Here is a 13,146-nt window from a genome sequence, read left to right as displayed (position 1 = left end):
CATATCTTTGAATATGTTATTTTCTGAAAATACATTCTTCGGAAAAACACTAAGCTATGAAATTAAGATTGTTTTTCAATGTGGTTCTCCTTGTCTTCTCATCTATTCTCGTTAATTCGTGTGCTTCCGAAGCAAAAGACAAAAAGTCTAAGATTGAAGTTGCTTACCCTTCCGAAGTAGAAGAAAAAATAATAGACTCAGTAATGGTCGGAATTCATAAATTAAGACTTAATTCACAGGAAAGAAGAGATGCCCTTGATGTAGCAATTGCGAAGTTTCCCGATATCGCTAATTTTTATCAGCAACGCGCTATGCCCTTATATAAGCAAAATAAGGATGAACTAGGATTACCATTTTTAGAAAAAGCTGCGGCACTAAACCCCGAAAAATATCTCGATTATATGGGATTTATGAAATGTATCTTTTCAAAAAATTACAGAGGTGCGATAAGCGATTTTGAAAAGGTGCAAGAATTAAGTGGTGATGGTTATGTCATGGATCATACCTATTATTTTTATATAGGAATTAGTTATTTACAACTCAACGAGTTTGAGAAAGCGAAAATTTATCTCGATAAAAGTATTGCGCAGACTGAAGGTGAGAATGGCAGAGAATGGGTTCATTTTTTGGACCTCTGGTATTTAGGTATTGCGAATTACGAACTTGGAGATTGTGAAAATGCTATTGTTGCTTACGACGAAGCACTATCTAAATACCCATCCTTTGGAGATGTGAAATATTATAAGGCGATTTGTTTATTTAAAATGAAGAAGTATGAAGCGTCCCAAGCTTTATTTAAAGAAGCGAAAGATGATATACTTAACGACAATACTATTAATGAAGACAATGTAATCTATGAAGAATATCCGTATCAAGTGCGAAAGACATGGTTTCAATAATATGAGCGTATAGTTGCATTCGTTTGGTTTTTAACCAATTCTTATCATAATAATCATCAGATAATTGTATTTTTACAATCGCCTTCGGAAGAGGATTCTTTCCGAAGAAAACAGAGAATTAATCATAAATATAAAGTAGATGAAAGTAACAGTTGTTGGAGCAGGTGCTGTAGGTGCAAGTTGTGCTGAGTACATTGCCATTAAGAATTTCGCAAGTGAGGTTGTATTATTAGACATTAAAGAAGGCTATGCCGAAGGGAAAGCTATGGATTTAATGCAAACTGCTTCTTTAAACGGATTTGATACTCGTATCGTTGGTAGCACTAATGATTATTCGAAAACTGCCGGTAGCGATATTTGTGTGATCACAAGTGGTATTCCACGTAAACCGGGAATGACTCGTGAAGAGCTTATCGGTATCAACGCCGGAATTGTAAAAACTGTTTCTTCAAACTTAGTAAAGCATTCGCCTAAAACTATCATCATCGTGGTAAGTAATCCTATGGATACCATGACTTATTTGGTACATAAAACTACAGATCTTCCTAAAAGCCGAATCATTGGGATGGGTGGAGCACTCGATAGTGCGCGTTTCAAATATCGTTTGGCCGAAGCTCTTGAGGCACCGATCAGTGATGTTGACGGAATGGTAATTGGTGGGCATAGTGACACCGGAATGGTACCTTTAACAAGATTGGCGACACGTAATAGTGTTCCAGTAACTGAATTTATCTCTCAGGAAAGACTTGATCAGGTAATGGAAGATACCAAAGTTGGAGGTGCAACTCTTACTAAACTACTAGGAACTTCAGCCTGGTATGCACCGGGAGCGGCAGTTTCAGGATTGGTTCAGGCGATTGCATGTGACCAGAAAAAGATCTACCCTTGTTCGGTTTTACTTGAAGGAGAGTATGGACTTAATGACCTTTGCATTGGTGTTCCTGTAATATTAGGGCGCAACGGAATTGAAAAAATCGTTGAATTAGACCTTAATGATGCTGAAAAAGAGCATATGAATAAAAGTGCCGAAGGTGTGTCTAAAACCAACGCATTGTTGGAGCTATAAGCTCATCTTACATAATTATATAAACAAAAGCTGTCATGTACAGCTTTTGTTTTTTATATTTGGCGCATGAAAACCAAGTGGTACTTAAGTACTTTAGTATTAATTCTTGCCTTATTAGGTTTAAGTCAGCAGCAGATAACAGTTCCCAACCAGGAGATTGTTGTACAGTTTGATGATGAGGTAACGATAGCTCAGGCTCAAAATGCGATTGCGATTGTAAAAAAGCAACTGCAAAGTATAGGCGTTGATAAAATACACGTTTGGGAAGCGGCAGATGGACGATTAAAAATTACTTATTACAGTGAAATTGATGTCACCGGCATTGAAAAAATATTCTCCAAAGAGAAAAATTTAGATCTTGGTTATACTACTTTCGACCACGATGATCAGGATTCAGAGTTTCCATCTCAAAACGATTCGAATACCTATAAGGTTAATGTTTCAGAAATACAATCTAGTTTTGATGATGCTTCAGACTTAAATGGATTACTACTTGAACGAACTCAAAAAATCGAGCGACCTTATAATCCGTTACTCTATTTTACTGTTGCTACGATAGATGCTTCCGAAGAGAACAGTATAGAGAAAATCTCCTTTAGAATACAAAGCAATATTGCGATTGCAATAGATAATTCTTCATATATCATTCCAGAAGTTAGAGCCGGACCGGTTGCTAACGGGAATTCATAATACTTCCCGGATTCCAAATAAATACTTTTAAGGTAGAAATCGATGGATAAGTTTTAATGCTTATTGCGATGTTCATACGTTTAAAAGTGATTTTCAAAATTCATTTGAAAAGATTTTAAATCATATAAATTAATTGTCAGATAATAGGGTAAAGTATATATTTGCCCACCCGAAAAATCGGGATAAATAATTTGACCAAAAAATAGTAAACAATGCAAAATAAAGGACTTATAATAGTGTTTGCAGTATTATTTGGACTGGTAAGTTTATACCAGTTATCATTTACGTACGTCGCAAACCATGTTGAAGATGAGGCAAAGGCATTTGCTGATCTTAAATTTCCGGACAACCCAAAAGAGAGTGATGCAGAAGAAGTTAGGTACTTGGATTCTGTATCAAATAACTCGGTATTTCTAGGAATCGATTACAAAACATCAAAGGAAAAAGAACTTAATAAAGGGCTTGACCTTAAAGGTGGTATTAACGTAATTCTTCAGGTTTCTGTTCAGGATATCCTAAGAGGATTGTCTAACAACACAAAAGATCCGGCTTTTAATCAAGCAATAAAGGATGCTAACGAATTGCAAAAGGGTTCTCAGGATACTTATCTTGAATCTTTCTTTAAAGCATTTGAAGCACTTCCAGGTGAAAACAATTTGGCATCTCCAGATATTTTCTTCAACAAAAGTTTAGAAGATGATATCAACGCTTCTATGTCGAACGCTGATGTTAAGAATGTGATCTCCAGAAAAATTGATGAGTCAATTACTTCAGCATTTGAAGTACTTAGAAAGCGTATCGATAAGTTTGGTGTAACGCAGCCAAACATTCAACGTTTAGGTCAGTCGGCTCGTATCCTAGTTGAATTACCTGGTGCAAAGGATGTAGATCGTGTAAAAAAACTATTACAGAGTACTGCTCAATTAGAATTTTGGGATGTCTACCGTGGTGACCAAATGCAAGGATTTTTATTCCAGGCAGATGCTAAAATCGCTGAGCTTAAAAAAGCCTCAGCTCCTGAAACAAATGAAGAAGTAAAAGATACTACTGATACAGATACTGAAATTACCGATTTATTGGGTGGTCAAGATGTTAGCGATTCTATTGCAGATCAGGAAAAAGCAAGACCGATTATTTCTAAGATGTTGGCTGCTGGATATCAAGGCGGACCGGTTATTGGAACCTTCGCTTTAAAAGATACTTCCGAAATAAACGAATACCTGCGTATGCCGCAAGTGCGTTCTTTATTGACAAATGAACAGCGTTATGTTAAGTTCGTTTGGGAAAAGCCTAAACAAACTGAACTTGCAGATGGTGAATTTGTAGAAACAACCGATCTATATGCATTGAGAGGAAATCGCGAAAATGTACCGCCTTTATCAGGTGGAGTTGTTACCGATGCGCAGCAGTCTTACGATCAAGTAGGTCGTGTTGCAGTGAATATGCAGATGAATGGGAAAGGAGCCAAGATATGGGAAGAAATGACCAATCAGGCTAACATCAATCAAAGTCAGATTGCGATCGTTCTAGATGAAACTGTATACTCTGCACCAGGTGTTTCTGTAGCAGGTGGAATTAGCGGTGGACGTAGTGAGATTACTGGTAACTTCGATATTACTGAAGGTCAGGATTTAGCAAACGTATTACGTGCTGGTAAACTTCCAGCTTCTGCAGATATTATTCAAGCTGAAGTTGTTGGACCAACATTGGGTCAGGAAGCTATTGATAGTGGGATTATATCCTTTGCTATTGCACTTTTCGTTGTACTATTATGGATGATCGGTTACTATGGTAAAGCAGGAGCTTTTGCCGATGTTGCATTGGCAGTGAACATATTGTTTATCTTCGGAATTCTTGCCGGACTTGGAGCTGTGCTTACCTTACCTGGTATTGCCGGTATTATCCTTACCATAGGTATGTCGGTAGATGCGAACGTACTTATCTTCGAGCGTATAAGGGAAGAACTTGCTAAAGGGAAATCTCAGAAAGATTCGATTAAAGATGGTTTCAATAACGCATTGTCATCTATTTTAGATGCGAACATCACAACAGGTCTTACAGGTCTTATTTTAATGGTATTTGGTACTGGTCCAATTCAAGGATTCGCGACTACCTTATTAATTGGTATTCTTACTTCTTTATTTACGGCAATCTTTATTACAAGATTGTTTATCGATCAGTATACTAGAAACGGAAAGCCACTTGACTTCTCTACTTCTGCGACCAAGAATTTGTTTAAGAATGTAAACATCGATTTCCTTGGAAAACGCAAAATTAGTTATATCATTTCTGGTATCTTAATCCTTATAAGTTTAGGATCATTATTCACAAATGGTTTGAACCAGGGAGTTGATTTCGTAGGAGGTAGAACATATACAGTACGTTTTGATCACGATGTGAATTCATCTAAAATACAAGAAGATCTTAATACTGTTTTTGGAAGTGCCGAAGCTAAAACTTATGGTGGTGATAATCAGTTGAAGATTACAACTAAGTATAAGGTAGATGAAACCGGAACTGAAGTGGATGACGAAATCGAAAAAATGCTTTTCGAAGGGATTCAAGGTGAACTTCCAAATGGAATGACGCTAGAGCAGTTTAAAGAAGATGATGAAGCTAAAATCGCAGGTCGTATGGAGTACTATAAAGTAAGTCCGACGATTGCAGATGATATTAAGAAGGATTCAATCTGGGCCGTATTAGGTTCCTTGATAGTAGTATTCTTATATATTTTATTGCGATTTAGAAGATGGCAGTTTAGTTTAGGTGCCGTAGTAGCTGTATTTCACGATGTATTAATCGTGTTAGGGGTATTCTCACTTACCTATAGCTTTATGCCTTTCAGCATGGAAATTGACCAGGCGTTTATCGCGGCGATACTGACGGTAATTGGATACTCGCTGAATGATACGGTGGTTGTGTTTGACCGGATTCGTGAGTACTTCAATGAGCATACGACATGGAAATTTGACAAGGTGATTAATCAGGCATTAAATAGTACGTTAAGTCGTACGTTAAACACCTCTTTAACGACTCTTGTAGTGTTGTTATGTATGTTTTTTATAGGTGCAGAATCTATTAGAGGGTTGCTGTTTGCAATCATCGTAGGTATTCTTGTAGGTACTTATTCATCGTTGTTCATTGCAACACCGGTGATGTTCGATACTGTGAAGAAGAAAGGAATTGATCTTACAGATAAAAAGAAAGAAGAAGTTGAGGCAGCGATAGAAGCATAATTAGCCTTCTTTATATTATAAAAAACCCTTCGTGTTAAGCGAAGGGTTTTTTGTTACATTATTTTGACGTCAGTAGACAAGTATTTTAGACTTAGTAAGTAAAAATACTATTAAAAGATTTCCTCCCCTTATTTTAAGGGGAGGTGCCAAAGGCGGAGGGGTCGCGGAAGGCTGTTTTCAATTGTTTTGTCTTCAGAATGAATTTTCCTTCAGAATACATGGTGCGCCTTTCCTTTTCAGAAAGGGCTGAGGTAGGGTGTTTTTAATGCATTTAACTTCGGAAGTATTAGCGTGTCCAATCTACTTTATAACAGTGCGCTTAAATTAGTCCCTCCCCTTATTTTAAGGGGAGGTGCCAAAGGCGGAGGGGTCGCGGAAGGCTGTTTTCAATTGTTTTGTCTTCAGAATGAATTTTCCTTCAGAATACATGGTGCGCCTTTCCTTTTCAGAAAGGGCTGAGGTAGGGTGTTTTTAATGCATTTAACTTCGGAAGTATTAGCGTGTCCAATCTACTTTATAACAGTGCGCTTAAATTAGTCCCTCCCCTTATTTTAAGGGGAGGTGCCAAAGGCGGAGGGGTCTTGGGTGAATGTATTTAATTATTTTTTCTTTAGAATGAATTTTCCGTCGGAATTTAAAGTGCCCCCTTCCTTTGAAGGAAGGGCTGGGGAAGGATGTTTTTCATGAATTTAACTTCAGAAGTACTAGTGATTCCAATCTACTTTATCACCTGGCTGAAGCTCCCATAGGTCAGTTAACCCGGCATTAACTTCCAGGACATAGATTGCAGGACCTTCAGAAAACAAAGATGTTTGGTCGAAAGGTTTAGCATTCTTATGAATGTTCACCACCTTCTTATCGCTATTGATGAAAATGATATCCAAGGGTATTTCCGTATTCTTCATATAGAAGGACTGAATGCGTTCTTCGTTCAGAAAAAATAACATCCCTTGATCATCATTCATTGATGTACGATACATTAAACCAGTTTCTATCTGATAAGCATCGTCTGCAATTTCTATATTAAACTGAGCAAGGAGTGAATCATTAGCGGCTTTCTTCAGGCTAACTTCACCTTCCTTAGTAAAAACTACTTCACGGGTTAATACCTTCGATTCTTGCTTATCCTTACATCCTTCAGAAGCGAAAAGAAAAGCGAGTAATACTCCTGATATTAGGATGCGTTTCATTTATTCGGTAGGTTTTTTTGAAGATTGTACCATAAAGAAAATTCCGGCAATGATAAATGGAATACTAAGCCATTGACCTGTGGATAATGATTGACCCAGCGCCGATTCGAAACCACCCTGACTTTCTTTTACAAATTCTACAAAGAAACGAACCGTCCAAAGTAGTACGAGGAATAATCCGAAAAGATATCCCAGTTGTTTTCTTTTTTCGGTTTTCCAGTATATAAACCAAAGTATAAGAAATACAATCACGTAACCTGCAGATTCGTATAATTGGGCAGGATGTCTTGCGAAGTCTTCATTAAGTTGCTTAAAGATCACTCCAAAATCGCTATTTGTTGGTTTTCCAATGATTTCAGAATTGATAAAATTTCCAATCCGAACAAAGATAGCACCACTAGCAACTGGTATGACCACCCTGTCTAAAATCCAGAGTACGTTTTTCTTCAATACTTTCTTGCTATATATAAACATAGCGATGATGACACCAATTGCGGCTCCATGGCTCGCCAATCCTTGAAATCCAGTATACTCAAATTCGGGAACTGTCCTAATAGGGAGTAATATAGAAATAGGATCTTCAAAGATCAATTCACTCTGATAGAAAATAACATGCCCCAAACGCGCCCCTAACAAGATAGCGATCACCATATAAATAAAAAGACTGTCCAGTTTTTCGAGGGAAAGGTTTTCGTTTTTAAAAATTCGTTTAGTGATAAACCAACCAAGGACGAACGCAATAACGAACATTAGACTGTAATAACGTATCAGAAAGAAACCCAAGTCTATTCCTTCGGAAGGGTCCCATATAAAACTAAGAATGTGCATACATCGATTTTATTATAATGAGTAAATATAGAAAAGGTAGCCGTTTTAAAAGAACAATTAACCTTTCTTTTTGATAGGCGGTGGAACAGGGTCGTAGCCCTTGCCTCCCCAAGGATGACAGCTCCCAATACGTTTAATGGCTAACCAACTGCCTCTCAGTAAACCGTGAACTTCTAATGCTTTTAGGGTATAGTTGGAGCAGGTTGGATCGTACCGACAGGTTGAAGGGAAGAGTGGTGAAATAAGCAGTTGATACCCACGAATGAGTAATACGAACGGATATATCAATACTTTTTTCACTTCAAAAATTTCATCTGGCTTTAATCGTCTATTGGATCGAAAAGGTGGTGCCTTCCTTACCATCCTTCAGTTGAATTCCGGCTTCCAATAGCTGGTCCCTTATCTGGTCACTTGTAGCAAAGTCTTTATTGGCACGTGCTTTTTCCCGCAGCGAGATTAATAAGGTGATTGCAGCTTCCAGTTTATTTCCATCTCCGGTATTTTCCGAAGCTACATCCACTAGACCAAGTACTTCAAAAATAAAATCATGCATCGTAGTTTTAAGAATGCTCAGGTCTTTTTCTGAAATAGTCTCGTTGCCATCCTTTAAACCATTGATAAACTTTGATGCTTCGAATAACTGCGCGATTAAAATCGGACTATTGAAATCGTCGTTCATCGCATTGTAGCAGGATTGTCGCCATGCGGAAATATCCATGCTGCTTTTTTCTGAAGTGGAAATGCCATCGAGAGATCGGTAGGCATCCATCAACCTATTGAAGCCTTTTTCTGAAGCTTCCAAAGCATCATTAGAGAAATCTAAAATACTTCGGTAATGTGCCTGAAACATAAAGAATTTGGCTACCGTAGCTGAAAATGCTTTGCTTAAAATATCATTGTTGCCCGTAAACAGTTCATCTGGCAAGATGTTGTTTCCTGTGGATTTAGACATTTTTTTCCCGTTCAATGTAAGCATATTGGCATGCATCCAAACATTTACAGGAGATTCGTGATTACAAGCTTCGGCTTGTGCGATTTCACATTCATGATGTGGAAATTTCAGATCCATTCCGCCACCGTGTATGTCGAATTTATTTCCTAAATATTTTGTGCTCATGGCAGTACACTCAAGATGCCAACCAGGAAACCCTTTACTCCACGGAGATGGCCAGTGCATGATATGCTGTGGCTCGGCTTTCTTCCAAAGGGCAAAATCCTGCGGGTTTCTTTTTTCACTTTGAGCGGTAAGTTCACGGGTGTTGGAAATCATGTCTTCCAGATTTCTTCCGCTTAATTTACCATAGGTGTGATCTTCATTGAATTTAATCACATCAAAATAAACAGAGCCATTTTTCTCATAAGCGTAGCCTTCAGAAATAATATCCGAAACAATTTGTATCTGCTCGATGATATGCCCGGTTGCAGTAGGTTCGATACTTGGTGGCAAAGCGTTGAATTTTGCCATGGTCGTATGAAAATCGACTGTGTATTTTTGAACCACTTCCATAGGTTCTAATTTTTCTATACGCGCTTTTTTCAGGATAGGATCGTCTCCGCTTTCGCCGTCATTTTCAAGATGTCCGGCATCTGTGATGTTACGTACATAGCGTACTTTATAATCTAAATGTTTTAGATATCTAAATACTAGATCGAAAGACAGGAAAGTGCGGCAATTCCCCATGTGTACATTGCTGTAGACCGTGGGACCACATACATACATACCCACAGCTCCTTCGTGAATAGGCTTGAATTTTTCCTTTGACTTACTTAATGAATTGTAAACTTGAAGTTCCTGTTGTTCGAATAATTTCATTCGGGCTATCTGGGGTTTTAAAATTCTGTATCTAACTGAATATAATCCAGAAACTCTCTTCTGACTTCCGGATTTTTAAATTTTCCTCCAAATTCGCTAGTAACAGTACTACTGTCTATGTCACGAATTCCTCTTGAATTTACGCAAAGGTGTTTTGCATCGATCACACAAGCAACATCTTCGGTGTTCAGAACATGTTGCAACTCTTTTACGATCTGCATGGTAAGTCGTTCCTGTACCTGAGGTCTTTTTGCAAAATAATCGACAATTCGATTCATTTTACTCAAACCAACAACAGTTCCATTTGAAATGTAAGCAATATGAGCTCTTCCAACGATTGGGAGTAAATGATGTTCACAGGTTGAGTAGAGAGTAATATTTTTCTCTACAAGCATTTCATTATACTTGTATTTATTGTCGAAAGTTGATGCTTTTGGTTTTCTATCGGGGTGTAGCCCGCTAAATATTTCTTGAACAAACATTTTAGCGACCCGTGATGGAGTTCCTTTAAGGCTATCATCTGTGAGGTCTAATCCGAGCGTATGCATTATGTTTTGCACATCCTTTTTTATGCTTGATATTTTTTCAATATCGCTGAGTTCAAAAGCGTCATGACGAAGAGGGGTTTCGGTGGCAGTTCCAACATGATCATTTCCCAAAGCCTCTATATCTTTAAGCTGTTTTTCTAAATCCATCTAAGTAATTAATTATAAAAATAATTTCGATTTGCAAAGATATGCATTCGTATTTGGGTATAAAAAATTGAATCTCACTATTTTTAAAATTTGAAAGTCCGTTCCTTTCATAAAATTTTCTTAAATTTCGCGAATTATAGAAAATTGAAAATGAAAATGAATTCCCCTGTCCCAGTTAAATTACTACTTATTTTATTGTTTTTTCCGTTATTGTTGCTCGCTCAAGGAGGTACTTGCGACTTTATAGAGCCATTTTGTGCGGGAGAAGATTCGTTAATCTTTGCCAATTGTAATGCTGCTGATCCAGCTTGTGAAGCAAATGCAGAGGTTGGTCCGAATTACGGATGTCTTAGCTCGCAGCCATATCCTGCGTGGTTTTATTTACAGATAGATCAAGCAGGAACTTTAAACTTTCAGATCACTCAGAACACAGCTTTTGATATAAATGGAAATCCGACAGGAACTGGATTAGATGTAGATTTTATAGCCTGGGGACCTTTTAACGTGGGAGATGACCTTTGCGATTATTCGCAATTGCAACCTTTTAACGAAATTGGTTGTAGTTATTCGATACAGCCGGTAGAGAATTTCACGATTACCAATGGGATGCCGGGAGAGGTTTATGTTTTGGTAATAACGAATTTTAATGAAAGTGCTGGATTTATAAAATTAGAACAAACGAATGCTGGAGGAACAGGATCTGGAACAACCGATTGTTCCATTTTAACAACTCAGACTGGCTGTGAAGGTGATGTATTTACCTTGGATGCAACTATATTAAATGCAGTAAATTATTTATGGGAGTATGATGATGGCACAGGGTTCGTGACCATTTTTAACGGAAACTTCCCAACGATTAATGTTACAAACGCTGGAGATTATCGTGCCACAGTTAGTTTTGCTGTGGGAACCGATCAATTAAGAGAATTCCAGATTATCACATATCCAAATCCTGTTATAGCTTCACCTCCTTTAGATCAGTTTATATGCGATAATGGAACGACACCGGGTATTTTTGATTTAACAACCAATACGCCTATAGTACTTGGTGCTCAGGATCCATTGGAGTTTGAAGTGACTTATCACAATTCTCAGTCCGATGCAGATTCAGGATTGGCACCTATTGGAACACCTGGAGCCTATACTATAACAGGTGGGCTCGAAACAATTTATATTCGTATTCAAGACACTTCAGGAACTTGCTTTATCACTGCTAATTTTGATATTGTATATGCTCAAGCTACCGCTGGACCAATGACGAATTATCAATTGTGTGATGTAGGTTCTAATGGGTCTGAATCAATAGACTTAATTACACTTAAGAATGCTGAGGCACTCAATGGTCAGAATCCAGCTGATTATTCTGTAACTTACCACGGCACGCAAGCTGAGGCAGACTTTGATTTGAATCCATTGCCAAATCCATATATTGTTACTGCACCTACTGAAACTATTTATGTGCGGGTTGAAAGTAATGATTCTCCAACTTGTTTTGCAACCGATAGTTTTGTAATCGATATTTTACCTAATCCAATTGCAAATCAACCTAATGACTTGTTTATTTGTGATGATGGTACAACACCGGGTGTTTTTGACCTAACGGTAAATACACCCATAGTCCTAGGTGCTCAGGATCCTACACTATTTACTATTACATATCATAATTCACAAGTAGATGCCGATGCAGGGTCTAATCCTATTTTAACTCCTACAGTATATTTGATTACGGGGACTCAGGAAACAATATATATAAGAATTGAAGATCTTTCAGGCACTTGTTTTGATACAGCTTTCTTTGAAATTGAATTTTTAGGTGCAGTCGCTGGTGCAGTACCATCTCCTTATTCTGTTTGTGATCTAGATGCTAGTGGTGATGAAGTGGTTAATTTATCTGCTCTATTTGATATTTTAGTGTTAAATGGCGCAAGTCCGTTTAATTTTAGTGTCTCCTATCATTTAAGTCAGGTCGATGCAGATGCCGGAACAAATGCATTAATCTCTCCTTATACTATTACTACAAGTCCGTTGAATGTGTTTGTCCGACTTCAAAACATTCAAAATCCAGGCTGTTTCGATTCTTCTCAAAGTTTTGGAATTGTCATGGATGTTCCTCCTACAGTAAACACCCCACAACCTCTGGTTATTTGCGATGGGAACAATGATGGTTTTGCAGCATTTACCCTTCATGATGCAGACGATGATATTACAGGTGCTGATCCTACACTTATTGTGACCTATCACCCTACTTTATCTGATGCTCAGAATGATCTCAATGAATTACTGGATCCTTATACGAATGACGATCCTTTTAATGATGTAGTTTTTGCTAGAATTGAAAGTACAACAAGCTCATGTTACAGCACGGTCATCTTAAGCTTAGAGGTTCGGAACACTCCTGAGATTATTACACCTGCCGCACCTTTACGTGCGTGTGATTACGACAATCCTGGTGATGGTCTAGAATTTTTCGATCTAAGCTCTGTTGCCACGGAGGTTTTGGATGGTTTGGATCCACTTTTATATGATATTTATTATTACGAGCAAGAGGCAGATGCTATTACTGCTGGAGATCTGGCCTTAACGGCTCCTGATTTCTCGCAAGCCATTGGTACTCCTACTAATTATCAGAATGTGACTCCCTTTTTACAAGTGGTGTATATTTTGGTGGTGGGTAATGCCGCTTATACGGATCCTAATAATGGTGGAACGGGCTGTTATGCTATTGTTCC

General features: G+C 37.9%; 9 protein-coding genes and 1 pseudogene. 5 read left to right on the top strand and 5 right to left on the bottom strand.

Annotated elements, in window-relative coordinates:
* Positions 1–56 precede the first annotated feature (56 nt).
* The 4 genes from BXY75_RS14265 to secDF all read left to right on the top strand — a co-directional run bounded on the left by BXY75_RS14265 (position 57) and on the right by secDF (position 5,891).
* Positions 57–899 (top strand): tetratricopeptide repeat protein, encoded by an 843-nt coding sequence (locus tag BXY75_RS14265; RefSeq protein ID WP_245962986.1) that lies wholly within the window; start codon positions 57–59, stop codon positions 897–899.
* Between the two features lie 139 nt (positions 900–1,038).
* Positions 1,039–1,965, top strand: coding sequence for a malate dehydrogenase (gene mdh, locus BXY75_RS14260; RefSeq protein WP_121908457.1), 927 nt, complete (start codon positions 1,039–1,041; stop codon positions 1,963–1,965).
* A 66-nt stretch (positions 1,966–2,031) separates the two neighbouring features.
* A complete protein-coding gene (locus BXY75_RS14255; RefSeq protein WP_121908456.1) occupies positions 2,032–2,655 on the top strand; it encodes a hypothetical protein in 624 nt (207 codons plus the stop codon).
* Between the two features lie 212 nt (positions 2,656–2,867).
* Positions 2,868–5,891, top strand: coding sequence for a protein translocase subunit SecDF (gene secDF, locus BXY75_RS14250; protein WP_121908455.1), 3,024 nt, complete (start codon positions 2,868–2,870; stop codon positions 5,889–5,891).
* Positions 5,892–6,595: 704 nt separating this feature from the next.
* Here the strand turns inward: secDF and BXY75_RS14245 are convergent.
* Genes BXY75_RS14245 through folE form a run of 5 tightly spaced genes read right to left on the bottom strand, consistent with a single transcriptional unit; the run spans position 6,596 to position 10,417 of the window.
* Positions 6,596–7,081 carry a DUF192 domain-containing protein gene (locus tag BXY75_RS14245; RefSeq protein ID WP_121908454.1) on the bottom strand — a complete coding sequence of 162 codons (486 nt, stop codon included), beginning with the start codon at positions 7,079–7,081 and terminating at the stop codon, positions 6,596–6,598.
* Positions 7,082–7,909, bottom strand: coding sequence for a prolipoprotein diacylglyceryl transferase (gene lgt / locus BXY75_RS14240; RefSeq protein ID WP_121908453.1), 828 nt, complete (start codon positions 7,907–7,909; stop codon positions 7,082–7,084).
* Between the two features lie 57 nt (positions 7,910–7,966).
* The gene (gene yidD, locus BXY75_RS14235; RefSeq protein WP_121908712.1) at positions 7,967–8,209 is read right to left on the bottom strand and encodes a membrane protein insertion efficiency factor YidD; all 243 of its coding nucleotides are present in this window, start codon (positions 8,207–8,209) and stop codon (positions 7,967–7,969) included.
* Positions 8,210–8,237: 28 nt separating this feature from the next.
* Positions 8,238–9,722 (bottom strand): cysteine--tRNA ligase, encoded by a 1,485-nt coding sequence (cysS, locus tag BXY75_RS14230; protein WP_121908452.1) that lies wholly within the window; start codon positions 9,720–9,722, stop codon positions 8,238–8,240.
* A gap of 17 nt (positions 9,723–9,739) precedes the next feature.
* Positions 9,740–10,417, bottom strand: a complete 678-nt coding sequence (folE, locus tag BXY75_RS14225; protein ID WP_121908451.1) for a GTP cyclohydrolase I FolE — start codon at positions 10,415–10,417, stop codon at positions 9,740–9,742.
* A 150-nt stretch (positions 10,418–10,567) separates the two neighbouring features.
* Here folE and BXY75_RS14220 point away from each other — a divergent pair.
* A pseudogene (locus BXY75_RS14220) lies at positions 10,568–13,146 on the top strand (hypothetical protein); the annotation flags it as partial.

It is taken from the genome of Ulvibacter antarcticus, assembly GCF_003688405.1.
In the GTDB taxonomy this organism is placed as follows: domain Bacteria; phylum Bacteroidota; class Bacteroidia; order Flavobacteriales; family Flavobacteriaceae; genus Ulvibacter; species Ulvibacter antarcticus.
This window is presented reverse-complemented; position numbering and strand designations above follow the sequence as displayed.

Excerpts from the sequence above, each read along its gene's own strand:
- folE (WP_121908451.1), bottom strand. The coding sequence starts at position 10,417 with ATGGATTTAGAAAAACAGCTTAAAGATATAGAGGCTTTGGGAAATGAT.
- secDF (WP_121908455.1), top strand. The coding sequence starts at position 2,868 with ATGCAAAATAAAGGACTTATAATAGTGTTTGCAGTATTATTTGGACTG.
- BXY75_RS14265 (WP_245962986.1), top strand. The coding sequence starts at position 57 with ATGAAATTAAGATTGTTTTTCAATGTGGTTCTCCTTGTCTTCTCATCT.
- BXY75_RS14255 (WP_121908456.1), top strand. The coding sequence starts at position 2,032 with ATGAAAACCAAGTGGTACTTAAGTACTTTAGTATTAATTCTTGCCTTA.
- mdh (WP_121908457.1), top strand. The coding sequence starts at position 1,039 with ATGAAAGTAACAGTTGTTGGAGCAGGTGCTGTAGGTGCAAGTTGTGCT.
- cysS (WP_121908452.1), bottom strand. The coding sequence starts at position 9,722 with ATGAAATTATTCGAACAACAGGAACTTCAAGTTTACAATTCATTAAGT.
- lgt (WP_121908453.1), bottom strand. The coding sequence starts at position 7,909 with ATGCACATTCTTAGTTTTATATGGGACCCTTCCGAAGGAATAGACTTG.
- BXY75_RS14245 (WP_121908454.1), bottom strand. The coding sequence starts at position 7,081 with ATGAAACGCATCCTAATATCAGGAGTATTACTCGCTTTTCTTTTCGCT.